This is a genomic window from Sphingomonas sp. BGYR3 (assembly GCF_025153455.1).
GTDB lineage: Bacteria > Pseudomonadota > Alphaproteobacteria > Sphingomonadales > Sphingomonadaceae > Sphingomonas.
Genome location: NZ_JANZNT010000001.1, coordinates 1,145,008 through 1,170,330 on the forward strand (window position 1 = coordinate 1,145,008; position 25,323 = coordinate 1,170,330).

22 protein-coding genes and 1 tRNA gene are annotated in these 25,323 nt (G+C 64.8%); 14 read left to right on the top strand and 9 right to left on the bottom strand.

Going from position 1 to position 25,323, the window contains the following annotated elements:
* Positions 1-112: 112 nt before the first annotated feature.
* Positions 113-397, bottom strand: a complete 285-nt coding sequence (locus NYR55_RS05175) for a hypothetical protein (protein WP_260021566.1) — start codon at positions 395-397, stop codon at positions 113-115.
* Positions 398-447: 50 nt separating this feature from the next.
* Positions 448-533, bottom strand: a tRNA-Tyr gene (locus NYR55_RS05180).
* Between the two features lie 152 nt (positions 534-685).
* Between NYR55_RS05180 and rlmB the strand changes: the two genes are divergently transcribed.
* Together rlmB and NYR55_RS05190 are read left to right on the top strand one after the other, a co-directional pair.
* The gene (gene rlmB, locus NYR55_RS05185) at positions 686-1,441 is read left to right on the top strand and encodes a 23S rRNA (guanosine(2251)-2'-O)-methyltransferase RlmB (RefSeq protein WP_260020149.1); all 756 of its coding nucleotides are present in this window, start codon (positions 686-688) and stop codon (positions 1,439-1,441) included.
* Between the two features lie 36 nt (positions 1,442-1,477).
* The gene (locus NYR55_RS05190; protein WP_260020150.1) at positions 1,478-2,245 is read left to right on the top strand and encodes a hypothetical protein; all 768 of its coding nucleotides are present in this window, start codon (positions 1,478-1,480) and stop codon (positions 2,243-2,245) included.
* A gap of 213 nt (positions 2,246-2,458) precedes the next feature.
* Here the strand turns inward: NYR55_RS05190 and NYR55_RS05195 are convergent, their stop codons facing one another.
* A complete protein-coding gene (locus NYR55_RS05195; protein WP_260020151.1) occupies positions 2,459-2,776 on the bottom strand; it encodes a 2Fe-2S iron-sulfur cluster-binding protein in 318 nt (105 codons plus the stop codon).
* 68 nt (positions 2,777-2,844) lie between these two features.
* Between NYR55_RS05195 and NYR55_RS05200 the strand changes: the two genes are divergently transcribed.
* Positions 2,845-3,471 (top strand): DNA-3-methyladenine glycosylase 2 family protein, encoded by a 627-nt coding sequence (locus NYR55_RS05200; protein ID WP_260020152.1) that lies wholly within the window; start codon positions 2,845-2,847, stop codon positions 3,469-3,471.
* Positions 3,472-3,557: 86 nt separating this feature from the next.
* On the opposite strand, the gene NYR55_RS05205 is transcribed toward NYR55_RS05200, so the two are convergent.
* The 5 genes from NYR55_RS05205 to NYR55_RS05225 all read right to left on the bottom strand — a co-directional run bounded on the left by NYR55_RS05205 (position 3,558) and on the right by NYR55_RS05225 (position 10,887).
* Positions 3,558-5,750, bottom strand: a complete 2,193-nt coding sequence (locus NYR55_RS05205; protein ID WP_260020153.1) for a TonB-dependent receptor — start codon at positions 5,748-5,750, stop codon at positions 3,558-3,560.
* A gap of 156 nt (positions 5,751-5,906) precedes the next feature.
* A complete protein-coding gene (gene uxaC / locus NYR55_RS05210; RefSeq protein WP_260020154.1) occupies positions 5,907-7,355 on the bottom strand; it encodes a glucuronate isomerase in 1,449 nt (482 codons plus the stop codon).
* Between the two features lie 143 nt (positions 7,356-7,498).
* Positions 7,499-9,223, bottom strand: a complete 1,725-nt coding sequence (locus NYR55_RS05215; protein WP_260020155.1) for a flotillin domain-containing protein — start codon at positions 9,221-9,223, stop codon at positions 7,499-7,501.
* Positions 9,224-9,225: 2 nt separating this feature from the next.
* The gene (locus NYR55_RS05220) at positions 9,226-9,822 is read right to left on the bottom strand and encodes a YqiJ family protein (RefSeq protein WP_260020156.1); all 597 of its coding nucleotides are present in this window, start codon (positions 9,820-9,822) and stop codon (positions 9,226-9,228) included.
* A gap of 84 nt (positions 9,823-9,906) precedes the next feature.
* Positions 9,907-10,887, bottom strand: coding sequence for an NAD(P)H-quinone oxidoreductase (locus NYR55_RS05225; RefSeq protein WP_260020157.1), 981 nt, complete (start codon positions 10,885-10,887; stop codon positions 9,907-9,909).
* 215 nt (positions 10,888-11,102) lie between these two features.
* On the opposite strand from NYR55_RS05225, the gene NYR55_RS05230 reads away from it, so the two are divergent.
* Complete coding sequence (locus NYR55_RS05230) at positions 11,103-11,300, top strand: DUF1192 domain-containing protein (protein ID WP_260020158.1); 198 nt, start codon at positions 11,103-11,105, stop codon at positions 11,298-11,300.
* A 133-nt stretch (positions 11,301-11,433) separates the two neighbouring features.
* Positions 11,434-13,758 (top strand): ATP-dependent Clp protease ATP-binding subunit ClpA, encoded by a 2,325-nt coding sequence (gene clpA / locus NYR55_RS05235; RefSeq protein WP_260020159.1) that lies wholly within the window; start codon positions 11,434-11,436, stop codon positions 13,756-13,758.
* 108 nt (positions 13,759-13,866) lie between these two features.
* Here clpA and NYR55_RS05240 read toward each other — a convergent pair whose 3' ends face one another.
* Complete coding sequence (locus tag NYR55_RS05240) at positions 13,867-14,184, bottom strand: UrcA family protein (protein ID WP_260020160.1); 318 nt, start codon at positions 14,182-14,184, stop codon at positions 13,867-13,869.
* Between the two features lie 377 nt (positions 14,185-14,561).
* Between NYR55_RS05240 and NYR55_RS05245 the strand changes: the two genes are divergently transcribed.
* The 9 genes from NYR55_RS05245 to NYR55_RS05285 all read left to right on the top strand — a co-directional run bounded on the left by NYR55_RS05245 (position 14,562) and on the right by NYR55_RS05285 (position 25,238).
* On the top strand, positions 14,562-16,241 hold the full coding sequence (locus NYR55_RS05245) for a diguanylate cyclase (RefSeq protein ID WP_260020161.1): 1,680 nt from the start codon (positions 14,562-14,564) through the stop codon (positions 16,239-16,241).
* A gap of 79 nt (positions 16,242-16,320) precedes the next feature.
* Positions 16,321-16,521, top strand: coding sequence for a hypothetical protein (locus NYR55_RS05250; protein ID WP_260020162.1), 201 nt, complete (start codon positions 16,321-16,323; stop codon positions 16,519-16,521).
* 98 nt (positions 16,522-16,619) lie between these two features.
* Positions 16,620-18,338, top strand: coding sequence for an AMP-binding protein (locus NYR55_RS05255; protein ID WP_260020163.1), 1,719 nt, complete (start codon positions 16,620-16,622; stop codon positions 18,336-18,338).
* 48 nt (positions 18,339-18,386) lie between these two features.
* Positions 18,387-18,632 (top strand): exodeoxyribonuclease VII small subunit, encoded by a 246-nt coding sequence (locus NYR55_RS05260; RefSeq protein ID WP_260020164.1) that lies wholly within the window; start codon positions 18,387-18,389, stop codon positions 18,630-18,632.
* Between the two features lie 17 nt (positions 18,633-18,649).
* Complete coding sequence (locus NYR55_RS05265; RefSeq protein ID WP_260020165.1) at positions 18,650-19,540, top strand: farnesyl diphosphate synthase; 891 nt, start codon at positions 18,650-18,652, stop codon at positions 19,538-19,540.
* Complete coding sequence (coaD, locus tag NYR55_RS05270; protein ID WP_260020166.1) at positions 19,537-20,052, top strand: pantetheine-phosphate adenylyltransferase; 516 nt, start codon at positions 19,537-19,539, stop codon at positions 20,050-20,052. The genes NYR55_RS05265 and coaD overlap by 4 nt, the downstream gene beginning before the upstream one ends.
* Positions 20,053-20,117: 65 nt before the next feature.
* Positions 20,118-20,810 carry a peptidylprolyl isomerase gene (locus NYR55_RS05275; RefSeq protein WP_260020167.1) on the top strand — a complete coding sequence of 231 codons (693 nt, stop codon included), beginning with the start codon at positions 20,118-20,120 and terminating at the stop codon, positions 20,808-20,810.
* Positions 20,811-20,826: 16 nt separating this feature from the next.
* Complete coding sequence (gene queA / locus NYR55_RS05280; RefSeq protein WP_260020168.1) at positions 20,827-21,861, top strand: tRNA preQ1(34) S-adenosylmethionine ribosyltransferase-isomerase QueA; 1,035 nt, start codon at positions 20,827-20,829, stop codon at positions 21,859-21,861.
* Positions 21,862-22,136: 275 nt separating this feature from the next.
* Entirely contained in the window at positions 22,137-25,238 is a 3,102-nt protein-coding gene (locus NYR55_RS05285) for a TonB-dependent receptor (protein WP_260020169.1), read from the top strand.
* The last annotated feature ends 85 nt before the right edge of the window (positions 25,239-25,323 follow it).

Consider the following 25,323-nt stretch of genomic DNA (forward strand, 5'->3'; position numbering starts at 1 on the left):
CGCAATTGATCGGCGGCAATAAAGCATCTGCGCCACAACAGCCGCTGGTCAGCAAACGACCCCGAACAGGCTCTTCTACTCATCGTCGCCCCGTGCTTGACACGGGGCTTGGCTATCTCTTGGACATCCCGGTTGCGAACCACTGATCCCACAGGTCATCCCAATCGGGATTATCCTTTTCGATCAGTGCAAACTTCCATTCGCGCCGCCATTTCTTAACCAGCTTTTCGCGCCCGATCGCGCGGTCGATGGTGCCCGCCAGGCATGGCCGCTGCCTCCATGATCGACCGGACGCGACCAGGGCCGACGGTACGGGCGATGCGACGCGGCCATGACGGGCGCAATTACACCGGAATGACACACGGATCGGAACCGCGCCTGCCGGGCCGGTGGCCATACGCGGGTCTTTCATCCTCCGGGTGGGAGTATTCGCTTCGGCGGCGGCGATGGTGGAAGGGACTGGATTCGAACCAGTGTACGCTCACGCGGGCAGATTTACAGTCTGCTGCCTTTAACCACTCGGCCACCCTTCCGGGCCAGCCGCCGAAGCGAGCGCGAGCCTTTGCCGTCCCCTGCCCCGCCTGTCAACGCCCCGCGTGCGTCCCGCCGTCAATGTCTTGCGCGCGCGGGGCCGTGGGCATAGCAGGCGGGATCATCGTTACAGGCGATCGGAAAGAACAGCATCATGGCACGACGCGGACATCGCCCCTCTCAGGCCCCGGCCGGCCGCCCCCGTTTCTGGGGTCGCCATGCCGTGCTGGCCGCGCTCGCCAATCCCGAACGCACGGTGCGAAAGCTGTGGGGAACGCGGGAGGCGCTGTCGACGCTCGACCTGCCGCCGGTGCTGCCGATCACCTATGCCGATGTTGCCGATCTGGCCCGGCTGGTGCCGTCCGATGCGCCGCATCAGGGGCTGGTGGCGGAGGTCGAACCGCTGGAGGATCTGTGGCTCAGCGAAGTGCTGGGTCAGGGGGAAAAGGACAATCGCCCGATCCTGATGCTGGATCAGGTGACCGATCCCCACAATGTCGGCGCGATCCTGCGATCCGCCGCCGCGTTCGATGCCCTGTGCATCGTGACCCAGGATCGCCATTCGCCGCCGGAATCGGGCACGGTCGCGCGTGCGGCATCGGGCGCGCTGGAGTTCGTGCCCTGGGTCCGCGTGGTCAACCTGTCCCGCGCGCTGGATGAGATTGGCGAGGCGGGCTATTGGCGCATCGGCCTGGCCGGCGCGACCGAAACCACGCTGGACAGCGCGCTGGGCACGGATCGCGTGGCGCTGGTGCTGGGGGCAGAGGGCGACGGGATGCGACAGAACACGATGGCGCATTGCGACGTGCTGGCCCGCCTGCCGATCAGCCCGCGCATGGAGAGCCTCAACGTTTCCAACGCAGCAGCCATTGCGCTTTACGCGGCGGCAACGCATCGTCGCCAGGACTAGGGGTCGGCTGGAACACATCGGAACGGGGGCGCTGCAATGCTGAAACGGATGGTCGCGGTGCTCATGGCGGTGCTGGCGCCGCTGATGCTGACCAGCTGCTTTATCGCTCCGGGCAAGTTCGTCTCGACGCTCGACGTGAACCGGGATCGCAGCTTCACCTTTACCTACAAGGGTGAGGTGTTCGCCCTCGACCTTGAAAAAAGCATGCAGGGGCTTGGCGACCTTGATGAAGAGGGCGCCGAGGAGGACGGCGAAGCCGTGACCGAGGGCGAGGCATCGTGGCAGCCCGCGTCGCTGAAGCAGGATTCGGGCGATTTCTCCGAAGAAGATGACGACAAGGCGGAACAGGAGCGCAAGAACCGCGCGATCGCCGATGCCCTGCGCGGCGAGGCAGGCTATCGATCGGTGGAATATAAGGGCGATGGCCTGTTCCTGATCGATTATGCGATCACCGGGCGGCTCGATCACGCCTTTGTCTATCCCTATAATCTCGACGCGGAGATCGTGTTGCCGTTCGTCGCCATCGAACTGCGCGGGAATGAACGGGTCCGGGTGAAAGCCCCTGCGTTTGGCGAGGGCAACCAGCAGTCGGGCGGCATGGCCGGCAGCAGCGCCAGCAAGGCAGCGGACCGGCTGGACGGTACCTTCACCCTGACCACCGATGCGGAAATCATCAGCCAGAATAACGAGGATGGCGCAACAGAGGCCAATGGCCGGCGCAGCGTGACCTGGCGGGCAACCCCGATCAGCAAGGACGCGCCGATGGCAGTCCTGAAACTGGCCCCCCTGCCCCCGGCCCGCTGATCCGGGCCAGTCGGCGCGCGAGTGCGCAGACGAAGGGCAACCCCGTCAACGGGCTGGCAATGTTGGATTTTTTCTGATCCAGTCGGTGCGATGACCCCGACTGGATCAGCCCTGATGCCCATGCTTGACCGGCACGTTGCCACGGCCGGTCAACCGGGCGGTCGGCCGCGTGAAACCCGTTCAATGTGTCAAAACTGTCAGCCGACCGGGGGATCAGTCCTCTTCGGCGATCCGCACCTTCATGCCGTCCAGCTCGGCGGTGAACAGCAGCTGGCACGACAGGCGCGACGTCGCATCCCGGTCGGACGCACTGTCCAGCAGGTCGTCCTCGTCCGCACTGACCGGGCGCAGTTTGGCCGCAAATTCCGGGTCGACATGGACATGACAGGTCGCGCACGAACAATTGCCGCCGCACAGGGCAAGCAGCTCGTCGAACCCATGGTCGCGGATCACTTCCATCACGCTCAGGCCGGGCGTGGCGTCGACGGGGTGTTCGGTACCATCGCGGGTGACGACGATCAGTTTTGGCATTGCGGACTCCACGGCTATTGCCTGACCGCCTCTGCCGCTGGGATCGGCAAAGATCAAGGACGGGTGACATGGGATTGAGCGCTGAACAACTGAACGCCGGGATGGACGCTCTGGCGGAGCGGGAACCCGCGATTGCGGCTGCGCTGGCCGACTATGGCTATCCCGCCCCGCGGATTCGCGAACGGGGCTATGCCACCTTGCTGCGCACGATCATCGGCCAGCAGGTCAGCGTAAAGGCCGCGCAATCGGTGTGGAACAAGCTGGATGCCCTGCTGGACGGCGCGGTCCTCGACCCCGCTGCCCTGCTGGCCGCCGATGCCGAAACCCTGCGCGCCGCCGGGCTTTCCCGGCAAAAGGCGGGCTATGCCCTTGGCCTCGCTGAGGCGGTCGCTTCTGGCCGCATCGACCTGCACCAGCTGCCGGCCGATGACGAAGAAGCGATTGCCGCGCTCGTCTCGCTCAAGGGGATCGGGCGCTGGTCGGCCGAAATCTATCTGCTGTTTGCCGAGGGGCGGCCCGATATTTGGCCCGCGGGCGATCTTGCCGTTCAGATCGCCGTCGGTCGCATCCTTGGCCTGTCCGAAAAGCCGACCGAAAAGGAAACCCGTGCGCTGGCCGATCCATGGCGCCCGCATCGCGGGGCCGCCGCCATCTTTGCCTGGCACCATTATCAGGGGGGCGTACCGGTCGGATAAAAAATCCCCCTTTCGCCGGGGTGCTGGCGAAAGGGGGTGGGGCAGTTGCTCTGGTTCCTGGATGATCGGGGCCAGAGAGGGAGCCGTCAGATGCTCAGGCGCAGCGACACCCGGATGTCGCGGCCGGCCAGTGGCACGAAGTCCTTGGTAAAGCTGGCATGCCGGCGGGCGTCGACGTCAAAGATGTTGTTGGCCGACAGGATCACCGCGCTTTCGCTGGCGCTGCCGAACGGACGCCATGCGACTGAGGCATTGACCAGCGTGAATGCGTCGGTCGGCAACTCGAATGCCGCAACCTTGTCCTGTTCGAACACATGCTCGACCTCGACCCGGCCATTGACCGGCCCGGCATCGGCCTCCAGCCCGCCGCGCAGGCGAAGCGGCGGAATGCGGGGAACCGCCGTATCCGTCGCGGTCAGGCGCGCGTCGACATAATCGGCAACGCCGTCGGCACGCAGGGCAAAGCCGTCGGTCTGCACCAGCGTCGCGGACAGTTCTGCCTCGAACCCGTAATAGCGGGCATCGGCCTGCTGATACTGGAACACGGGCAGCTCATCCAGCTCCTCGCCGGTGTTGAACTCATAGATGTAATCATCGAACCAGGTGGCATAGGCAGCCAGGTTGAACTTCAACGGCCCGGCAGTGCCGCGCACGAACCCTTCGACACCCCAGCTCTTTTCCTTGGTAAAGAACGGGTTGCCGATCTCGAACGCCTGAGTGGCGATGTGCGGGCCGTTGGAAAACAGCTCCTCGGCCGCCGGGGCGCGTTCCGCCCGCGATCCGGTGATGCCGATGCGCAGCTGATCGCTGGGCGCATAGGTGACGCCGACCGCACCGGAAAAGGTGTCGAACCCGCGATCGATCGCAACGACCTCGCCATCCTCCTCGCCGCCGATCAGCACCGAATTGGACGACACGTCCGTCCGCTCGTACCGCCCGGCGACTTCCAGCTCGAGCGGGCCAAGCCCGACTTCCTGCACCGTAAAGATGCCGAATTGCGCGGTGTCGTTGCGCGGCACGAATGCCTCTGCCCCGATCGCGTCGAACCGGCGGGTAAAGCCCTGAACGCCGGTCACGCCGCGCCAGCCGTCGCGGTCGGCCTGAACCAGTTCCAGCCGGCCCTCGAACGCTTCCGACAGGAACCGGGTGCCGACCTCTGCGCCCTCGAACTCGGTATGCTCATAGTCCGAAAAGCCGACACGGGTGCGAATGGTGTCCAGAAATCCGCCATTGACGTTGATTTCGCCGCGCATGTCGGCGCGGAACTGCTTCATCCCGATGGTCACCGGACCTTCTTCGGCCTCTGCCACTTCGGCGCCGCCGTCCTCGCCATGGGCGTGGCCGCTGCCGGGGCGCGCCGGCACGCCATAGTTGCTGTCATAATAGCCGGCAGAGATGCCGAGGCTGCCGCCATCGTTGATCAGCGCGATGCCGCCGCCCAGCGTGTACGTCTCCGTCGCGGTATTGGGCACCCGGCCGCGCAGACCGGCCAGCGCCTCTGCCTCCGCCGCCTCGTCCAGATTGCCTTCCGCCCGCTCCTCGGCCGCGATGTCGAGCTGTTCGGCGCGCAGCGTCGGGGACAGCACATAGCCGCCGACGCGCAGGTCGCCGGACTTGCGATAGCTGCCATCGACATGGGCGACGATCTGCGGCGTCAGCGCCACATCCAGCGCACCGCCGACGCTCCGCTCCTCAGCCGCCGATCCATAGCTGCCGATCGCATCGACATGGACGCCGTTCTCCGGCACCGCGCGCGGGATGCGCCGGTCGATGACGTTGACCGCGCCGCCGATCGCCTGGCTGCCGAACAGCAGCACGGCCGGACCGCGCAGCACCTCTACCCGCTCTGCCGTCAGCGGGTCGATGGTCACGCCATGGTCGGCAGAGGTGTTGGACACGTCCAGCGAGCCCAGGCCGTCGGTCAGGACGCGAATCCGCTCGCCCTGAAAGCCGCGCAGCACCGGGCGCGACGCACCGGGAGTGAACGACGTGGCGGACACGCCGGGCAGCCGGGTCAGCGTATCGCCGATCTGCGGCCGAAGATCGCGCAGCAACGCATCACCGGTCAGCACCGACTTCTGCGCCAGGACGTCCAGTTCGCGGACATAGGGCGCGGTGATGATGATGTCCGTTGACGCCTCGCCATGCACGCCGTCGCGCGACTGCGGGTCAGCCTCATCCGGGGCGGCGGTGACCGGCGCGGCCACCGGCTCGCGCGGGGCAGGTGCTGGTGCCGCGATCAGCGCGGACGATGCCAGCAGGGCGTTGAGGATCGACATTGGAAAAACCCCTTGAACTCGACTCGGTATCGGGGCCGTTCCTAACGATATGTTACACTATTACAATAGTGATGCTGCATTTGCGAGTAATGGGTGCAGCGCCCGCCCACCGGCCGCCGCCAACCGGTGACGGCGCGCCTGTGCCGGGCCGGCCGGTCAGGCGGCGACGCGTTCCGGCGAGCGGTCGCCCGCATCGATGCGATAGGCGCGCTTTACCAGGCCATTGGTCAGTTCATAGGCAAGGTCTGCCGCTTCCCAATCCTGCAACCGCCCTTCCGCGACAAGCCGCGCCAGAAACGCGCAATCGACGCGGCGGGCGACATCGTGCCGCGCGGGAATGGACAGGAAGGCACGGGTATCGTCGTTGAACCCGACCGTGTTGTAGAACCCGGCCGTCTCCGTCGTCATCTCGCGGAACCGGCGCATTCCCTCCGGACTGTCATGGAACCACCATGCCGGGCCAAGCTTCAGGCAGGGATAATGCCCGGCCAGCGGCGCCAGTTCGCGGGCATAGGTGCTCTCGTCCAGCGTGAACAGAATGATCAACAGCTCGGTCAATGTGCCGAACCGGTCCAGCAACGGGCGCAACGCACGGACATAATCGGTGCGCAGCGGAATATCGGCGCCCTTGTCGCGGCCGTGCGAGGTGAACAGGCCGTGGTTATGATTGCGGTCGACGCCGGGATGGATTTGCATGACCATCCCGTCCTCGATGCTCATCGCTGCCATTTCGGTCAGCATCTGCGCGCGGAACAGCTCGGCATCGGCGGCCACCCATTCCCCGCGCGTCACCCGGTCGAACAATGCCTCTGCCTCGGCAGGGGTCAGATTGGCGGTCTGGGCAGTGATATGGCCGTGATCGGTCGCGGTCGCGCCTGCTGCGCGGAAATCCGCCCGCCGCTTGCGATGAGCGGCCAGATAGCCACGCCACGACCAGACATCCTCGCCCGTCACCTCGGCAAACCGGTCCATCGCCGGACGGAACGCCTCATGCTCCACATCGATGACGGCATCGGGGCGATAGGTGGTGACGACCCGCCCACCCCATCCCGATGCCTGCACGGCGTGATGCGCGGACAGGTCATCCTGCGGCCCTTCGGTGGTGGCCAGAAACCCGATATTGAACCGGTCGAACAGCGCGCGCGGGCGAAACGCCTCACTGGCCAGCTGCTCGCCGATGCGGTCGAAATACTGGTCGGCGGTCCCGCTATCCAGCGCGACGTCCAGGCCGAACACATTGGCAAAGACGTGATCCAGCCACATCCGCGACGGCGTGCCGCGGAACAGGTAATAGTGATCGGCAAAGATCCGCCATGCCCGGCGGGGATCGTGTGGCGGCGTGCCGTTGCGATCCGGCACGCCCAGGTCCGCCAGAGCAATCCCCTGCGAATAGAGCATGCGATAGACATAATGATCGGGCGCCAGGAACAGCTCGGTCGCGCTCGTCCAGTTGCGGTTGTGCGCAAACCAGCCGGCATCGGTGTGGCCATGCGGACTGATGATCGGCAGACCGGCAATTGTCGAATACAGGTCCCGCGCAATGGCACGGGTCCGGGTTTCGGCCGGAAACAGGCGATCGGGATCAAGGGTCAGCGGGCGGGTCATGACAGTCCCTGCAGAATGATAGCGGTCACCATGGCCTTAGAACGGACGTTCGAGTCGATTGCAAGTCGCGGAGGGCAGGAATGCAGCAAACCCACCCTGCCCCCGGTGCGAATGACGCTGCGGCCCAACGCCCGTGCCCAAGGTCAGGCCGGTTCGCCGACATCCTTGCCGTCGCCGGCGATCACGCCGCCGCCTTGAACGGCAGCTGATTGCGCCGAAGTCGTCGCCACCGCTCCCTTGGCGAGGCTGTCCAGCGTGCTGCCGTCAAAACCCAGCTCGCGCATCAATCCGTCAAGTACCGGTGCCTGAGCCCGATATCGCAACGCCGCCGCGACCGCAGAATTGGCGAGGTTGCCGTCACCCGTGTCGTGCCCGCCGCCACCATTGCCACCACCGGTATTCAGGCCATCGACCTGCACGATCCGGATGCTGTCGATCGCTTCCATGGGCTTCACCGATTCCCGTACCATTTCCGGCAGCACCTTCAGCAGGGCGAGTTTGGTCTGAAGCGAAATCTGATCGGACGACAACAGATTGGCGGCTTCGTTGACCGCACGCTGACCGGCTGCCTCGACCTCGAACCGCACGCGATCCGCCTCTGCCTTCAGCTTCGCGGCCTCTGCCTCGCCTTCGGCCAGCAATCGCGCTGCCTCTGCCCTGTCGGCGGCTGCCTGTTTCTCCGCTTCGGCCTGAACGCGCGTGCCGATGGCCTGGCGCTCGGCCTCCCGTGCGGCATCAATCAACTCGATCCGCTTGGTTCGCTCCGCGATTTCCGTTTCGCGGGATGTGCTGACCTGTTCTTCGGCGGCCACAGCCTTTGCGCGAGCTTCATCTGCCTGAGCCTTTGCCTGGCTTTCTTCGCGGCTCTTGTTCTGCACCGCGATCTGCTGTTCCTGCCGCGCCAGTTCCAACGCCTGTTCCTGCGCGATCCGCGCTTCCTTCACCGCACGATCAGCCTCGATCTGCTGGCTGTCGATCTGCTTTTTCGCTTCGATCCGCGCCTGCTCGGCCTCGCGCTGACGAATGGCCTGTTCGCGCGCCACTTCGGACGACTGTTCGGCGCGCTTCATCTCGATCTCGCGTTCCTGCTCCAGCCGGGCAAATTCGGTATCCCGTCCGATCAGGAACGACTGACGCGACGCTTCCAGATTCTTCGTCTCGATCTGGACACGCGTGTCCTGCTCGATGTCGTTGCGCGCCTTTTTGCGCAATTCGATCTGCTCGGTCAGCTTTGTCAGGCCCTCGGCGTCGAACGCATTGTTGGCATTGAAATGCTCGATGCTCGTCTGGTCCAGCCCGGTCAGCGACACGCTCTCCAGTTCCAGCCCGTTCATGGCCAGATCAGCAGACGAAACCTGCTGCACCTTCTGCACAAAGTCGCTGCGCTGCTCGTGCAACTGCGCCATGGTCATTCCGGCCGCTACCGAGCGCAATGCGTCGACAAACTTGCCCTCGACCAGTTCCTTCAGCGCATCTGGGTTCATCGTGCGCATGCCCAAGGTCTGGGCAGCAATCGCAATCGACTGGCCGTCCGGCTTTACCCGAACATAGAATTCGGCCTTCACATCAATCCGCAGCCGATCGAGCGTAATCAACGCATCCGCATTCTTTCGCTCCACCGCCAGCCGCACCGTGTTCATGTTGACGGGCATGGTTTCGTGAAACACGGGCAGGACAAGCGCGCCGCCGTTCATCACCACCTTTTCGCCGCCCATGCCGGTCCGGACAAAGGCGATCTCCTTGGATGCGCGGCGATACAGGCGCGCCAGCATCACGCCGATGATGATCAGGGCAAGAAGGACGATACCGACGGGCAGGCCGATATTGATCAGCGCGCTGCCGGTGGACGCCGGAACAAGTTCACCCATGACTAACCTCCAAGGTGCGGCAGACGATGGTCGCCGCGTGAAATGGCGCGAAAGACCTGACCTTCGCGGCGAACGATCAGGACATGCTCGCCCTGCTCGAAATGCACGCCGGGATTGTCAGGCTCGACCATCAGATAATGCTCCTGACCAAACCGGTCCTCGGCCCTGGCCCGGGCAGGAGAGCCTTGACGAGCGGTTCCGACCACGATGGTTGCCGTCCCGCCGATCAGGTCATCCGTGTCGATCGCGGTCGTCAGGTCGCCCGGCAGCACCCGACCCAGCAAGCCGGCGCTGCCGCGCAGCATTGCCAGACTGGCGGTCGCTGCCACGGGAACAGCGATCCAGCCGCTCAGCGGTTGCCCGAGCGCTGCTGCGACAAGCTGCTGACCGATCAGCCCGATCAGGCCGAACAGCGCCAGGAACAGGACGATCAGGATCATGATCGGCACTCTGCCGACGCCAAGCCATGCCAGCGCATCGGGCAGATCGCTGTCGACGTCGAGATCCATGCCGTCAGCAAAGCCCAGTGCCCGCACCAGACCAAGCGCAAGCATCAATGCAAGCGCGCCGGAAAAAGCGATGTTGTCTGGCGCAAGCATTGACGAAATCACGCAAACCCCCCGACGATTCGACACTCAATTTAGGGGAAGATCAGATTTTTTATCTAGCGAAATCGGTTCGCATCATTGCATCGTCAGCACGATTTTGCCGATATGGTTGCCCGCTTCCATCCGGCGGTGCGCGTCCGCTGCCTGCTCCAGCGGAAAGCGGCGGTCGATCACGGGTTTCAGCCGCCCTTCCCGAACCAGTGGCCACACGGTGCGGAACAGTTCGTCGCATACCAGCGCCTTGAAACTGGCATCGCGTGCCCGCAGCGTCGATCCGGTCAGCGTGAGGCGGCGGCGCATCACCTCGAACACCGGGATGGTCGCCATCGCGCCGCCCTGCACCGCGATCGACACATGGCGGCCGTCATCGGCCAGGCAGGCGATGTTGCGGGCAACATAATCGCCGCCCACCATGTCCAGCACCACATGAACACCGCGTCCACCGGTGATGTCCCTGACCCGGTCCACAAAATCCTCGGTCCGGTAATTGATCGCATGATGCGCGCCCAGCGACAGGGCGGCCGCGACCTTGTCGTCCGATCCGCAGGTGACGATCACGGTCAGCCCGAACAGCCGGGCCAGCTGGATCGCCATGGTGCCGATGCCCGACGTGCCGCCATGGATCAGCACCCGGTCGCCCTCTGCCGCATAGGCGCGCTCGAACAGGTTGGTCCACACGGTGAACAGCGTTTCGGGCATTGCCGCTGCCTCGTCCATCGACAGAGAATCCGGCACGGGCAGGCACTGGCCAAGCGGGGCGACGGCATAGTCGGCATAACCGCCGCCACCGATCAGGGCGCAGACCGGCTGATCGATCCATTCCGACCCGACATCGGAACCCAGCGCGACAATGTGTCCGGCGATTTCCAGTCCCGGGATGCTCGGCGCGCCCGGCGGCGGCGGATACATTCCCCGGCGCTGCAGGACATCGGGCCGGTTCACCCCGGCCGCCGCGACCCGGATCAGGACTTCGCCCGGTTGAGGTTGCGGTACCGGCCGTTCGACGATGGCCAGCACCTCCGGCCCGCCTGCGGTGGCAGGGTCGATCGCTCGCATCACTTCGGGAATCGCCATACCGGTATTCAGCTCCCCCCGGGCGCCGGCGCGCGGCCGCCATGTCGCGCCGCGCTGGTCCCGCCAGCCCGCTTACGCTTGCGCCCGGCGGCGGGTCAACCGCCACGGACGCGATAATCGGGGGCATCCGCGCGACCAGCGGAAAATTCCCCCCGGCGACGTTGACACGGGCAGGCAGGCGGGCGAGCATCCGCGCCATGGATATGGACGATCTTCCCCGCGCCCGCCCGGGCGACCTGATCGACCAGCTGGCGCGCCAGGATCTGGACCCGCTTTCCGTGGCCGAGCTGGACGAGCGCATCGCCGCGCTTGAGGCAGAGGTTGCACGGGTCCGCGCGCACAAGGCGCGAGCGGTCAGTCACCGCGCCGTTGCAGACAGTTTATTCAAGCGATGAACATGATCGCACCGGACCCGACCCCGTCGTCGCGCATCCGGTGCAGGGGCACCCCGCTTGATGACCGGCCCCACAATCCCGACATAGGGTTTGCGGGGCCAGCGTCCCACCGCCCCGCCTGGAGTAATGAATAATGCCGTCCTTTGCCTCTGCCCTGGAATCCACGCTGCACAAGGCGCTGGAGGCCGCGTCCGCGCGCCGCCACGAATATGCAACGCTGGAGCATCTTCTGCTGGCGCTGATCGACGACGAGCACGCATCAAAGGTGATGAGCGCGTGCGGCGTCGATCTGGGCGACCTGAAGGCGACGGTGGCGAAATATCTGGATACCGAGCTTGAGGCGCTGAAGGTCGATACACAAACCGATCCGTCGCCCACCAGCGGGTTCCAGCGTGTCGTCCAGCGCGCGATCCTGCACGTCCAGTCCTCTGGCCGGGACGAAGTCACCGGCGCCAATGTGCTGGTCGCCCTGTTCAGCGAACGCGAGAGCTATGCCGTCTATTTCCTGCAGCAGCAGGACATGAGCCGGCTGGATGCGGTCAGCTATATCAGCCACGGCGTCGGCAAGGGCGGCACCCCCGCCGAAAGCCGCGAGGTGAAGGGCGCGGCCGAGGAGGAGAAATCGGCCAAGCAGGAACAGAAAAGCGGCAAGGGCGAAAGCGCGCTCAAGCAGTTCTGCGTCGACCTCAATGAAAAGGCGAAGAACGGCAAGGTCGATCCGCTGATCGGCCGCGGGCCAGAGGTCGACCGCACGGTCCAGATCCTGTGCCGCCGGTCCAAGAACAACCCGCTCTATGTCGGCGATCCGGGCGTCGGCAAGACCGCGATTGCAGAGGGCCTGGCCCGCAAGATCGTCGAGGGCGACGTTCCCGACGTGCTGAAGCCGGCCGTCATCTATTCGCTCGACATGGGCGCGCTGCTGGCCGGCACCCGCTATCGCGGCGATTTCGAGGAGCGGTTGAAGCAGGTCGTCTCCGAACTGGAAAAGCTGCCCCATGCGGTGCTGTTCATTGACGAGATTCACACCGTCATCGGTGCCGGCGCGACCAGCGGCGGGGCGATGGATGCGTCCAACCTTTTGAAGCCCGCACTGTCGGGCGGATCGATCCGCTGCATCGGCTCCACCACCTACAAGGAGTTTCGCAACCACTTCGAAAAGGACCGCGCCTTGCTGCGCCGGTTCCAGAAGATCGACGTGAACGAACCGACGGTCGAGGACACCATCAAGATCCTGGCCGGCCTGCGTTCGGCGTTCGAGGAGCATCATTCGGTCAAGTACACGCCCGACGCGATCAAGGCCGCGGTCGAGCTGTCCAGCCGGTACATCAACGACCGCAAATTGCCCGACAAGGCGATCGACGTGATCGACGAGGTTGGCGCGATGCAGATGCTGGTGCCGCCGTCGAAGCGGAAAAAGACGATCACCGTCAAGGAGATCGAACAGGTGATCGCCACCATGGCGCGCATCCCGCCGAAAACGGTCAGCACCGACGACACCCGCGTGCTCGCCAATCTGGAAACCGACCTGAAGCGGGTCGTGTTCGGCCAGGACAAGGCGATCGAGGTCCTGTCATCGGCCATCAAGCTGAGCCGTGCGGGCCTGCGCGAACTGGAAAAGCCGATCGGCAATTACCTGTTCAGCGGCCCGACCGGTGTCGGCAAGACGGAAGTGGCGAAGCAGCTGGCCGAATTGCTCGGCATTCCGCTGCAGCGGTTCGACATGTCCGAATATATGGAACGCCATTCGGTCAGCCGGCTGATCGGTGCGCCTCCGGGCTATGTCGGCTATGATCAGGGCGGCCTTCTGACCGATGCCGTCGATCAGAACCCGCACAGCGTGCTGCTGCTGGACGAAATCGAAAAGGCGCATCCCGATCTGTTCAACATCCTGCTTCAGGTGATGGACAACGGAAAGCTGACCGATCACCACGGCAAGACGGTGGATTTCCGCAACACCATCCTGATCATGACGACCAATGCCGGTGCATCCGACATGGCCCGCGAAAGCATCGGGTTCGGCGAGTTCACGCGCGAGGATGTGCAGGAGGACGCGGTCAAGAAGCTGTTCACGCCGGAATTCCGCAACCGCCTGGATGCGATCGTGCCGTTCGGCTATCTGCCGCCGGAAGTGGTCGCGCGCGTCGTGGACAAGTTCATTCTGCAGCTGGAGTTGCAGCTGTCGGATCGCGGCGTCCACATTCATCTGGACGATGCGGCCAAGGCGTGGCTGACCGAGCGGGGCTATGACAAGCTGTATGGCGCGCGCCCGATGGGCCGCCTTATCCAGGAAAAGATCAAGCAGCCGCTGGCCGAGGAACTGCTGTTCGGCAAGCTGGTCCATGGCGGCGAGGTCAGCGTGAAGCTGAAGGACGGGGCGCTGGCCTTTGAAATGGTCCCCGCCCCGCCCCGCAAGTCCAAGCGCAAGGGCGGCCGCAAATCCGCCCCGACCGAGGCCTAATCCGATCAGACAGGCTCTGGCCGGACCGTCTCTGGTTACTCAGGCAAAGAAAAAACCCCGGCAGGCCACCGCCCGCCGGGGTTTTTGATTTCCGATCCGCAGCCGGGATCAGCGCATCATCGACATCACCTCGACCGAACCGGCGCCGCCGTTCAGACGACCCAGCTTGGCCTCGGCATCCGCGCGCGCTTCGGCAACGCAGCCTTCGGCCGTGATCTGCTCGGCATCGGTCTGCTTGCCATAGGCGCGGCACATCCGGCGGATGGCGGTGCCCAGGCGATCGTTCAGCACTACCCGATCGGCGGCGCTGGTCAGGTTCAGGTCTGCAAAATGGACGGTCGTCGAAACGACACGCTGTTCAGCCGTGGCTGGAACAGCCGTCGCCGCCGCGGCGGCAGCCACGGCGAGCAAAAGGGTACGGGTCATGTTCCTCAACTCCTGCGTCTGCGAAATTCTTTTTTGTCTACGCCGCGCCGGCTGTTTGCCTGATCGCGTCGTGCCATTGAACGCGGCCCGGCTGTTGCCGGTTCCACCCCAATGATGGCAGCGCCATATTCCATCGGTGCCGTGGCTTCTATTGCAAAGGTATCAAGTTGCAGCTGCGAAGAGACTTGGCACCGGCACGCTGTCGATTTCGATTATACTGACCGGATGGTCGATCCGGGCGGGGCAGATCAACCGACTTGCTTGCCGCCATGAACGGTGCCCGGCCAGATGCTTTCGAGGGCCGTCGGGAGCGCGCCTGACAATGCTAACTTTCGGATTTACCTAATCTTTGCGAACCCCCGCTATCCTTGCGGTTAATGCCGATGATCCGGTTCCTTGGCCTGTTCGCTTGTCTCTCTGCCTGGCTGGCCCCGGCGGCGGTTCATGCCGTCGGCCCGCCAAATGCCGATCTGTTGCCGGTCTGCGTTGCCGCGGTGCAGGCCGGGGATACGCCCGATACCATCGTGCAGGCCCCGGCAGACCGGATGACCTGCGGGGAACAGCAGCGCAAGCTGGGTCCCGGCGACTATTGGGCGGTGTCCGGCCCGGTTGATCGGACGTCCACGGCCGCAGATCCGCTGACCATCTGCATCGCCAGCCTGTGGCAGGGCGATATCGCGCTGACCGTGCTTTACGCCGATGGCCGGCGCGTCACCCAATCGCTCACCAATCGCGACATCAGCCGGCATATCGAACTCGGCGCGCTGATCGGATGGACCATTCCGGCGCATGATGCGCCCGTGCGCCGGCTTGTTTGGCGCGTTGACGACAGTGCGAACATGCGCGGTGTCCTGGTCGGGGCGCATGTCATGACGCGGGAAGAGGCGCGGCGCGGCTCGCTGCAAATGGCGGCGGTCTATGCCGGGTTCGCCGGCCTCGCGATCGCACTGATCGTCTATAACCTCGCCATGTGGGGCGCACTGCGCCACCGGTTCCAGCTGCTCTATTGCATGATGGTGGCGCTGCTGCTCGGCTATACGCTGTCCTCGTCGGGATTGTTGGCGTGGGCGGTGCCCGACATCGCCAACAATGACCGGATCCGGTTCAATCACTTCTTCCTTGCCGCGTCCGCCTCCGCCGCGCTCTTCTTTGCCCGCAGCTATTTCGAACCGCGGGTGATGGACGGCTGGCTCGGCCGGATTCAGCTGTTCGTGTCGGGCCTGCTGATCCTGGTGGGCGTTGGCTTTACGCCCTTGTCGCACTGGTCGATCCATCTGGCCGACCGGCTGTACACGCTCAGTTTCGGGGCTGTCATGCTGCTGGCCGGCATGATGCTGTGGGCCAGCTGGGCGCGGCGCAGCCGCTATCGCTGGATGTTCGCCCTTGCCTGGGCAATGCCGATCCTGTCGGGCACCACGCGGACCATGATCAATCTGGGGCTGCTCCCCTGGAACTTCTGGGCCGACAATTCGACGATCATTGCGATGGCAGCCGAATCGCTGCTGTCGTCGCTGGCGATCGCCTATCGCATTCACCTGCTCAGCCGGGAACGCGATGCTGCACGGGCCGGCGCGATTGCGGCTCAGCTGCTTGCCGACACCGATCCGCTGACCGGGCTGCTCAATCGCCGGTCGTTCCTGTCGCGCGCCATCGGTCGGCCAGGCGAGCAGCAGATGATGATCATCGACATCGACCATTTCAAACGGGTCAACGACACGCTGGGCCATGATGGCGGGGACGAGGTGCTGCGCGTCTTTGCCCGGATGCTTCGCGAGGTGGCGGGGCAAGGATCGCTGGCGGCACGGATCGGGGGCGAGGAATTCGTGCTGGTGCAGGATGCTGCATCGGCGATCAGCCCCGATGCGGTGCTGGACCGGCTGCGTGCTGCACGGATGCCGTTCGACCTGACCGTCACGGCCAGCATCGGTTGCTGCACCGGCCCGCTGTCTGACGAAAAGGACTGGAAATCGCTTTACCGCCGCGCCGACCGCGCGCTGTTCGATGCCAAGGCTGCCGGGCGCGACCGCGTGCGCAGCGCGCTGGGCGCCGCTGCCTGAACCCGGGCATCCCGGCGGACGGTTCCCTTGCCCACGGGCGCCATTCAGGTTAATGAATGCGAGATCGGGGAGACGCGCTATGCGCAAGCGGCGGATGATGGGTGTAGCGGTGCTGGCGCTGTTCGCGCTGGTGGCCCTGCGTCAGCCCAATGCCGATATCCGCATCATCACCCATGATTCGGGCGACACGGCCCCGCACAAGGTGCAGGCGGCACTCGATCTGGGTGTTCTGGCCGTAAATATTCTGGTCACCTGGACCGGTCGTCGCATCGCGGGATAAGCATGCCGCAGCGTCAACTGCGTGCCCGCCACTGAACCGTCGAACCACATGAAAAAGCACGGTTGCACGCCGGAAATCCGGTGCTTACACCTGTGTCAATGACGGACTTCGACCCCCTGTGGCGCACGCTTTATCGGCATCCGGGACCCTGGGATCAGGCCCTGCCGCCGGCCACCATGATCGACCTGTTCGACGAAACCGCGCGCGCCAGGGGCCAGGCGCCGCTCATCGATTTCCTGGGCCGGCATTACAGCTATGCCGAAACGCTGGACGGGGCGAACCGGGTCGCGGCCGGCCTTTCGCGGATGGGCTATGGCAAGGGCGACCGGATCGGCCTGTTCCTGCCCAACGTGCCCCATTATGTCGCGGCCTATTACGGCATCCTCAAACTGGGTGCGACCGTCGTCAATTTCTCGCCGCTCTACACCGTCGACGAACTGGCCGCGCAGGTCGCGGATTCGGGCACGCGGGCGCTGTTCACCCTGTCGGCCAGCGCGCTGCTGCCCACCGCGCTCAAGGTGCTGGACCGCAGCGGGCTGGAACGCCTGATCGTCGGATCGGTCGCCGGTGCGCTGCCGATGGCGAAATCCATCCTCTATCGCCTGTTCCGGCAGAGCGAGGTGACGGAAAGGCCGCATGACCCGCGCGTCACCGCCTTTTCCGCACTGATCGCCAATGACGGACGGCACACCCCGCCCGCCATCGATCCCGAACGCGACATTGCCCTGATCCAATATACCGGCGGCACCACGGGCACGCCCAAGGGGGCGATGCTCAGCCACCAGAACCTGTCCGCCAATGCCCGTCAGGTGGCCTGGCTCGACCCGCGGCTGGGCAAGCGGGAGGACCGGGTGCTGGGCGTGCTGCCCATGTTCCACGTCTTTGCCAATACCTGCGTCCTCAACCGGACCGTGGTGACCGGCGGAGAGATCGTGATGCTGCCCCGGTTCGATGCGGGTCAGGCGCTGGACGCGATCCAGCGGGCGCGCTGTACCGCCCTGCCCGGCGTGCCGACCATGTACCGCGCGCTGCTGGACCATCCGAAACTGGCGCAGACCAATTTGCGGTCGCTGGAAATCTGTATCTCCGGCGGCGCGCCGCTTGCCGCCGAGCTGAAGGCGGCGTTCGAGGAAAAGACCGGCGCGCGGGTGATCGAGGGCTATGGCCTGTCGGAAAGTTCGGGCGTCGTCTCGACCAATCCCTATGACGCGGAAGGCAAGACCGGCACCATCGGCCAGCCGCTGATCGGCACCCGCGTCCGACTGGTCGACAAGGAAGATCCCACCCGCCCCGCGCCGGAGGGGGAACCGGGCGAGATCGTGGTATGCGGGCCGCAGATCATGTGCGGATACTGGAACCGGCCAGAGGCGGACGCAGAGGTGTTCATCGACGATCCCGACACCCGCGTGCCCGGCCGCCACTGGCTGCGCACCGGCGATGTCGGCACGATCGATGCCGACGGATTCATCCGCATCGTCGACCGGTTGAAGGACATGATCGCCGTTGGCGGGTTCAAGGTGTTCCCCAGCCAGATCGAGGCATTGCTGTATCACCACCCGGCCGTGAAGGAGACGCTGGTGATCGGCCTGCCCGACGCGTATCTGGGCGAGCGGCCGCACGCCTATGTCACGCTGCACCCGGAGGCGGAGCCGATCGACGGCGCGGCGCTGCGCGACTGGCTGAACCCGCAGCTGGGCAAGCATGAGCGCGTGGCCGAAGTGATCGTGCGCCTGACCCTGCCCAAGACGATGATTGGCAAACTGAGCCGCAAGGACCTGGTCGCCGAGGTGATGGCAGAGGCGGCGGCGCGCGGCTGAACGCTTCCCCGGTTGCAAGCTGCCGGGGGCTGCCGCATAGCTGCCGCCATGGCCGAGGACACCCAAGTCGCGCAGCTCTCGTTCGAAGACGCGCTGAAAGAACTGGAACGGATCGTTACCCAGCTGGAAAGCGGCGACGTGCCGCTGGACCGCGCGATCGACCTGTATCAACAGGGCGATGCCCTGCGCCGCCAGTGCGCGGAACGACTGGAGCGCGCGCAGATGCGAATCGAGGCGGTGCGCGCCGGGGCCGATGGCCAGCCGACGGGCACTCAGCCCTTCAACGCAGGATAATCCACGCCATGGGGGGGATGACACCGTTGCTCGCCGCCGCGCTGGGGGATGTGGGCGAGGAAATGGACCGGCAGTTCGACCGGCTGTTGCCCGTGCCGGACGATGCCCGTGCCAGCCTGTATCAGGCGATGCGCCACGCCAGCATCGGCGGCGGCAAGCGGTTGCGCCCGCTGCTGGTCTTTGCCACCGGCCGGCTGTTCGGCGTCGACCGGCGCTGCATGGCCCGCGCTGCGCTGGCGATCGAGGCGATCCATGTCTATTCCCTGATCCACGACGATCTGCCCGCGATGGACGATGACGACATGCGCCGGGGCAAGCCGACGGTGCACAAGGCATTTGACGAGGCGACGGCGATCCTGGCCGGCGACTGCCTGCACGATCTCGCCTTCGACGTGCTGGCGCATGAGGATACCCATGCCGATCCGTTCGTCCGGGTCGAACTGATCGCCGATCTGGCCCGCGCCGCCGGCCCCGCCGGCATGGGCGGCGGACAGATGATGGACCTGAAGGCGGAAGAGACAACGTTCGACCTGCCCACCGTCACCCGGCTTCAGGCGATGAAGACCGGCGCCCTGATCTCCGCCTCGGTCGAGGCGGGGGCCATCTTGGGCCGGGTTCCGGTCGAGGGGCGCACCGGCCTTCGCGGCTATGCCCGCGACATCGGCCTTGCGTTCCAGATCGCGGATGATCTTCTGGACGTCGAGGGGGACGAGGAAGCGGCCGGCAAGAAGCTGCGCAAGGATGGCGAGGCGGGCAAGGAAACCTTCCTCTCCCTGCTCGGCATCGACCGAGCCCGCGAACAGGCCCGGCTGCTGGTCGATCAGGCGATCGCGCATCTCCACGCCCATGGCCCCGAAGCGGACCTGCTGCGCGACATCGCCCGCTACGTGCTGGAACGCGACCGGTGAGCGCCCCCCGCACCGGCGTTTATCCCGGCACCTTCGACCCGATCACGCTGGGTCACATGGACATCATCCGGCGCGGGGCCAAACTGGTTGATCGGCTGGTTATCGGCGTCACGACCAATCCGTCCAAGAACCCGATGTTCAGTGTCGATGAACGCATGGCGATGGTGCGGCGAGAGGTTGCCGGGATCGAAGGCGACATCGAAGTCGTCAGTTTCGATTCGCTGCTGATGGACTTTGCCGAGCGGGAGGGCGCGGGGATCATCGTGCGCGGCCTGCGCGCCGTCGCCGATTTCGAATATGAATATCAGATGGCGGGCATGAATCAGCAGATCAACAACCGCATCGACACTGTCTTCCTGATGGCCGATGTCGCGTTGCAGCCGATTGCCAGCCGCCTGGTCAAGGAAATCGCGCTGTTTGGGGGGCCGATCAACCGCTTTGTCACCCCGGCCGTGGAGGCAGAGGTCGTCGCCCGGGTGGACAGCATCGGGCGCAAGGGCAGCCGCGCCTGATGGCATTGGACTAAGCGCGGAATTGGGCTAAGCCGCGCCGGATTATCCGGCCAGTCGGGGTTTGCATGCGTTTTCTTTCCGTCCTGTTCCTCTCCCTGGCGACCCTCTGGGCGACCCCCGCTTCGGCGCAGCAGCAGCTTTTGGTGCCCAGCAATCGTCCCCCTGCCCCGTCGACGACGGACAAGGAAAACCTCTGGATCCTCGATCTGTCGACCGGCGGGCGCGTCACTATCTGGCTGCGGTCGGACGTTGCGCCAAAGCATGTCGAGCGGATCAAGACGCTGACCCGGCAGAAATTCTATGACGGCCTTGTCTTTCACCGCGTGATCGACGGTTTCATGGCACAGGGCGGCGATCCCAAGGGCGACGGCACGGGCGGATCGGAGCTGCCGGACCTGGAAAAGGAATTCAATTACCTGCCCCACGTCCGCGGTGCCGTGTCCGCGGCCCGCCCCGGCGCGCCGCAGGGCGCACCGGCGGAAATCGTGGCAAAGGCCGAAAATGGCGCGAACAGCCAGTTCTTCATCATGCTGGCCCCCCGCCTGTCGCTGGACCGGGATTATACCGTGTTCGGCCGCGTGCTGGAGGGGATGCAATATGTCGATTCCATCCCGCGCGGCGAGCCGCCGGCCCAGCCTGCCCGCATCGTTCATGCCTGGATCGCGGCGGACAATCCCCCGCCCTATCAGGCGGATCAGACAAAGGCAGCGGTGCCGAACGAGGATGCCGACTTGGTAATCCCGCCCGCCGGCAACTGAACCGGTTCCCTGACCGATGAAGGTCGACGCCTTCGATTTTGAACTGCCGAATGATCGGATCGCGCTGCGCCCGGCCGAGCCGCGCGATGCCGCGCGGATGCTGGTGCTGGACGGCGATGCGACGCTGGACTTGGGCGTGGCCGATCTGCCCCGGATGCTGCGTGCCGGTGACCTGATGGTGTTCAACGACACCCGCGTCATCCCCGCCCAGCTGGAGGGGATGCGCGGCGATGCCCGGATCGGCGCGACCTTGCACAAACGCGAAGGGCCGCGTCGCTGGCGCGCCTTTGTCCGCAATGCCCGGCGTGTCCGCGACGGCGACCGGATCGATTTCGCAGCGGGCGTCACCGCCATTGCCGGCGAGCGGGGCGAGGATGGCAGCCTGGCCCTTGAGTTCGAGGGGACGGAGCCGGTCGAACTGCTGCTGGAACGGGCGGGCACGGTGCCGCTGCCGCCCTATATCGCGTCAAAGCGCGCGATCGACGATCGCGACCGGGCGGATTACCAGACGATGTTCGCGCGGGAGGCGGGTGCCGTGGCCGCGCCCACCGCGTCGCTGCACTTCACGCCCGCGCTGATGGACGCCATTGCCGCGGCGGGGATCGAAACCGCCACCCTGACGCTGCACGTCGGGGCTGGCACCTTCTTGCCGGTCAAGGCGGACGATACCGACGATCACCGGATGCATGCCGAATGGGGCCGCATCGACGCCGCGACGGCCGACCGGATGAATGCGGTCCGCGCGCGCGGCGGGCGCATCATCGCGGTCGGCACGACCAGCCTTCGCCTCATCGAAAGCGCCGCCGGCCCGGACGGGATCATCCGTCCGTTCGAAGGCGACACGGCGATCTTCATCACCCCCGGCTACACCTTTCGCGGCATCGACGGGCTGATGACCAATTTCCACCTGCCCCGGTCGACGCTGTTCATGCTGGTATCGGCGCTGATGGGGCTGGATCGGATGCAGGCAGCCTATGCCCATGCCATTGCATCGGGGTACCGCTTCTATTCCTATGGCGATGCCAGCCTGTTGCTGCCGCCCCGCGCCTGACCTGAAACCAGACCCCAACTCAGACAAATCTAAAACCGGCGATATTTAGTTCTAAAATAATCATATATATGATTATAAACGGTCAGATGTATAACCGGTTTTGAACAGTTCCGGTCGAAATCCCACATTGTCGGATTGACAACGTAGGACAAATTGTTACCGCGGCGCTTGACAGTCATTGTGACTGTGATACCGCTAACAGCGTGGATCGCGTGATTCACCGGTATCTTTAACAACGGCGGGACACGCATCCGGCCGATTTTAGGAGGGGGAATATGAAGCAGTTCTCGCTGTCCACGGCGTTGGTCCGTTCTGCGTCGGTCATTGCCGTCGCCGCCAGCCTCGCCGTTCCGACCATTGCATCCGCCCAGGAAGCTGATCCCGCCGCGACCAGCCAGGATCAGACCGATGAAGACATCGTCATCGTCGGCGTCCGCGCATCGATCAACCGGGCCATCGACATCAAGCGTAATTCCGCCGGCGTCGTCGACGCGATCTCGGCCGAAGACATCGGCAAGTTTCCCGACACCAACCTCGCTGAATCGCTGCAGCGGATCACCGGCGTGTCGATCAACCGCGTGAACGGTGAAGGCTCGCAGGTCGCGGTCCGCGGCTTCTCTGGCGGTTTCAACCTGGTCACGATCAACGGCCGCCAGCTGCCGGCATCTAACGTCGATACCAGCGCCGGCAACGCCTTTGCCCGCGGCACTGGCCGTTCCTTCGATTTCCAGAATCTCGCCTCGGAAGGCGTCAGCGCGCTTGAGGTTTACAAGACCGGCCGCGCCAGCGTGCCGTCGGGCGGCATCGGCGCTGCCATCAACATCGTGACGCGCAAGCCGCTCGATTCGCGCGAAACCGGCTTTTCCGGCTCGATCGGCGCCAAGGCGCTGTACGATGTGTCGATGAGCGATGCGGAAAACGACCGCAGCCACATCACCCCGGAACTGTCCGGCCTACTGAACTGGAGCAACCCGGACGGCACCTTTGGCGCGACCCTGTTCGGCAGCTATCAGCTGCGCAACTCGGCGTCGGTTCAGGCGAACCCGAACTACTGGAACATCGTGCCGCTGAACGAATTCCTGAATTCGGGCACCTATGTGAACGCCAACACGGTCATCGAAAACCGGCCGACCACTTCGTTCGTTCAGATCCCGAACGACAGCCGCTATCAGTTCTCGGAAAACCGCCGCGAACGCATCAACGCGCAGGGCGTCGTTCAATTCCGCCCGTCCGACTCGCTCGATCTGAGCATCGACGCGCTGTATGCCAGCAACTCGCTGCAGGAAGACCGCAGCGAGCAGACCAACTGGTTCCAGCGGCCGTTTGGCCGCATCCGGTTCGATGGCGACCCGCAGATGCAGTCAGCGATCTTCCTTCAGGAAGCGATCCAGGCCGACAAGGGCTATGAGCAGCAGGCTTTTGCCACCAAGACCGAGCTCTACTCGGTCGGCGGCAACGCCAAGTGGGAAGTGGCCGACAATCTCAGCGTGATCGTCGATGGCTATCATTCGAAGTCGGTGTCGAACCCGAACAACCCCAACGGCACCTCTGCCACGCTGGTGGCAATCGGCGCGCCGGTGCGGTCCAGCCATTCGCTGACCTATGTCGACGGTTTCCCGCAGCAGGCCGAAACCATCAACGACTGCACCAATCGCGGCGGCAACTGCAACAACACGCTTGACCTGGCCGATCTCGGCTCGCAGGTCGGCCGCACCGTCACCTCGCGTCAGGAACAGCGGATCAACGGCGCAACCGCCCGCCTCGCCTGGGATTTCGGTGAAGGCAGCCGGTTCGATTTCGGCGGCCAGTATGTCGATTCCAAGATGCGCTCGACCTCTCAGCAGACGACGCAGACCCTTGGCGACTGGGGCATCACCGATACCGGCCTCATCAACCAGATCGCGGGCGATCTGGTCAGCACCTACTGCCTGACCTGCAAGTTCGATGCGTTCAACCCCGGCTCGACCGGTTCGGCGCTGATCGCGTTCCGCGGCAATGCCGTCGATCTCAACAACGTGCTCAGCCCCTATTATGCGCAGCGGGGCAAGCCCGTCGGTCCGAACCCGCCGTCGGACGATACGGTCGCTGAAAAGACCTGGGCCGTGTTCGGTCAGATGACGTGGAACGGCGAAATCGCCGGCCGCCGCGCCAGCGCCGTGATCGGCGTGCGCTACGAACAGACCGATGTCCGTTCGGTGGGTATCCAGGCGATCCCGTCCGCCATCCGCTGGGCGGCCGACAACGACTTCTTCGTCGATGCCGGCGGTGCCGGGTCGGAAGTGGTCGGCACCGGCAGCTATGAAAACCTGCTGCCGTCGCTCGATTTCAACATCGACATCGTCGAAAACCTGGTCGGCCGCGTGTCGTTCAGCAAGACGCTGGCCCGCGCGGATTATGGCAACCTGTTCGCTACCGCGAGCGCCTTTGCCCCGCCGCGTCCCACCGCGACGGGCGGCGTGCCGACCGGCAGCTCGCAGAACCCCGCCCTGCTGCCGCTGCTGTCGGACAATTTCGACGTGTCGCTGGAATGGTATTACAAGCCGTCGAGCTTCATCTCGGTCGGTTTCTTTGACAAGCGCGTCCGCAACTTCATCGGCACCGGCGTTGAAAACCGGAACCTGTTCGGGCTGCGCGATCCCAGCTCGGGGACGGCGGGCACGCGTTCGGGCCAGGCGCTCGATTTCCTGCGCGCCAATAATTACGACGTGTCGGACATCAACCTGTTCTCGTACACGGCGCTGCTGGTCCAGAACAACGGCAACGCGGCAGCAGCCACGGCGGCGTTCAATTCCAACTATGCCAATGGCGCGCTGAACGATGCGTTCGTCAACGCACTGCTGGCACAGGTCGATGTGGTGGCGGCTGCCAACGATCCGCTGTTCAACTTTGCGGTGTCTCAGCCGATCAACAACCGCGAAGGCCGGATCAACGGCTTTGAAGTGGCCTGGACGCACTTCTTCGGGAACAGCGGCTTCGGCTTTGCTGCGTCGTACACCAAGGTGAACGGCGACGTGAATGTCGATCCCTATGCCAACCCGAACGAGAACGTGTTCGCGCTGACCGGCCTTGGCGACAGCGCCAACCTGACCGGCATTTACGACAAGAACGGCCTGTCGGCCCGCGTGTCGTACAACTGGCGCGACAAGTTCCTGACGGCGACCAACCAGGGCGCGAACCGCAACCCGCTGTTCACGGCCGCGTTCGGCACGTTGGATGCGAACATCAGCTACGACATCTCGGACAACATTGCGGTGTCGCTGGAAGCGATCAACCTGACCAGCGAATCGCTGCGGCAATATGCCCGCACCGAAACGAACCTGGTGTTCGCTCAGGAGCTGAAGCCGCGCATCCTGGTCGGCGCGCGTTACCGCTTCTGATGACGGGCGGCCTTTCACAAGGCCGCTTCGTTTACCCGCTCAGGAGGGGGGGAAAGGCCGTTGCCTGTGTGCAACGGCCTTTTTC

What these genes read in the sequence shown, in the direction of transcription:
- NYR55_RS05215 (WP_260020155.1), bottom strand. Translation starts at nt 9,223, where the DNA reads ATGGGTGAACTTGTTCCGGCGTCCACCGGCAGCGCGCTGATCAATATC.
- NYR55_RS05260 (WP_260020164.1), top strand. Translation starts at nt 18,387, where the DNA reads ATGGCCGAGGACACCCAAGTCGCGCAGCTCTCGTTCGAAGACGCGCTG.
- NYR55_RS05250 (WP_260020162.1), top strand. Translation starts at nt 16,321, where the DNA reads ATGCGCAAGCGGCGGATGATGGGTGTAGCGGTGCTGGCGCTGTTCGCG.
- NYR55_RS05195 (WP_260020151.1), bottom strand. Translation starts at nt 2,776, where the DNA reads ATGCCAAAACTGATCGTCGTCACCCGCGATGGTACCGAACACCCCGTC.
- uxaC (WP_260020154.1), bottom strand. Translation starts at nt 7,355, where the DNA reads ATGACCCGCCCGCTGACCCTTGATCCCGATCGCCTGTTTCCGGCCGAA.
- NYR55_RS05230 (WP_260020158.1), top strand. Translation starts at nt 11,103, where the DNA reads ATGGATATGGACGATCTTCCCCGCGCCCGCCCGGGCGACCTGATCGAC.
- NYR55_RS05205 (WP_260020153.1), bottom strand. Translation starts at nt 5,750, where the DNA reads ATGTCGATCCTCAACGCCCTGCTGGCATCGTCCGCGCTGATCGCGGCA.
- NYR55_RS05175 (WP_260021566.1), bottom strand. Translation starts at nt 397, where the DNA reads ATGGCCACCGGCCCGGCAGGCGCGGTTCCGATCCGTGTGTCATTCCGG.
- NYR55_RS05200 (WP_260020152.1), top strand. Translation starts at nt 2,845, where the DNA reads ATGGGATTGAGCGCTGAACAACTGAACGCCGGGATGGACGCTCTGGCG.
- queA (WP_260020168.1), top strand. Translation starts at nt 20,827, where the DNA reads ATGAAGGTCGACGCCTTCGATTTTGAACTGCCGAATGATCGGATCGCG.
- NYR55_RS05255 (WP_260020163.1), top strand. Translation starts at nt 16,620, where the DNA reads ATGACGGACTTCGACCCCCTGTGGCGCACGCTTTATCGGCATCCGGGA.
- NYR55_RS05220 (WP_260020156.1), bottom strand. Translation starts at nt 9,822, where the DNA reads ATGCTTGCGCCAGACAACATCGCTTTTTCCGGCGCGCTTGCATTGATG.
- NYR55_RS05285 (WP_260020169.1), top strand. Translation starts at nt 22,137, where the DNA reads ATGAAGCAGTTCTCGCTGTCCACGGCGTTGGTCCGTTCTGCGTCGGTC.
- NYR55_RS05265 (WP_260020165.1), top strand. Translation starts at nt 18,650, where the DNA reads ATGACACCGTTGCTCGCCGCCGCGCTGGGGGATGTGGGCGAGGAAATG.
- NYR55_RS05190 (WP_260020150.1), top strand. Translation starts at nt 1,478, where the DNA reads ATGCTGAAACGGATGGTCGCGGTGCTCATGGCGGTGCTGGCGCCGCTG.
- clpA (WP_260020159.1), top strand. Translation starts at nt 11,434, where the DNA reads ATGCCGTCCTTTGCCTCTGCCCTGGAATCCACGCTGCACAAGGCGCTG.
- NYR55_RS05225 (WP_260020157.1), bottom strand. Translation starts at nt 10,887, where the DNA reads ATGCGAGCGATCGACCCTGCCACCGCAGGCGGGCCGGAGGTGCTGGCC.
- rlmB (WP_260020149.1), top strand. Translation starts at nt 686, where the DNA reads ATGGCACGACGCGGACATCGCCCCTCTCAGGCCCCGGCCGGCCGCCCC.
- NYR55_RS05240 (WP_260020160.1), bottom strand. Translation starts at nt 14,184, where the DNA reads ATGACCCGTACCCTTTTGCTCGCCGTGGCTGCCGCCGCGGCGGCGACG.
- NYR55_RS05245 (WP_260020161.1), top strand. Translation starts at nt 14,562, where the DNA reads ATGCCGATGATCCGGTTCCTTGGCCTGTTCGCTTGTCTCTCTGCCTGG.
- NYR55_RS05275 (WP_260020167.1), top strand. Translation starts at nt 20,118, where the DNA reads ATGCGTTTTCTTTCCGTCCTGTTCCTCTCCCTGGCGACCCTCTGGGCG.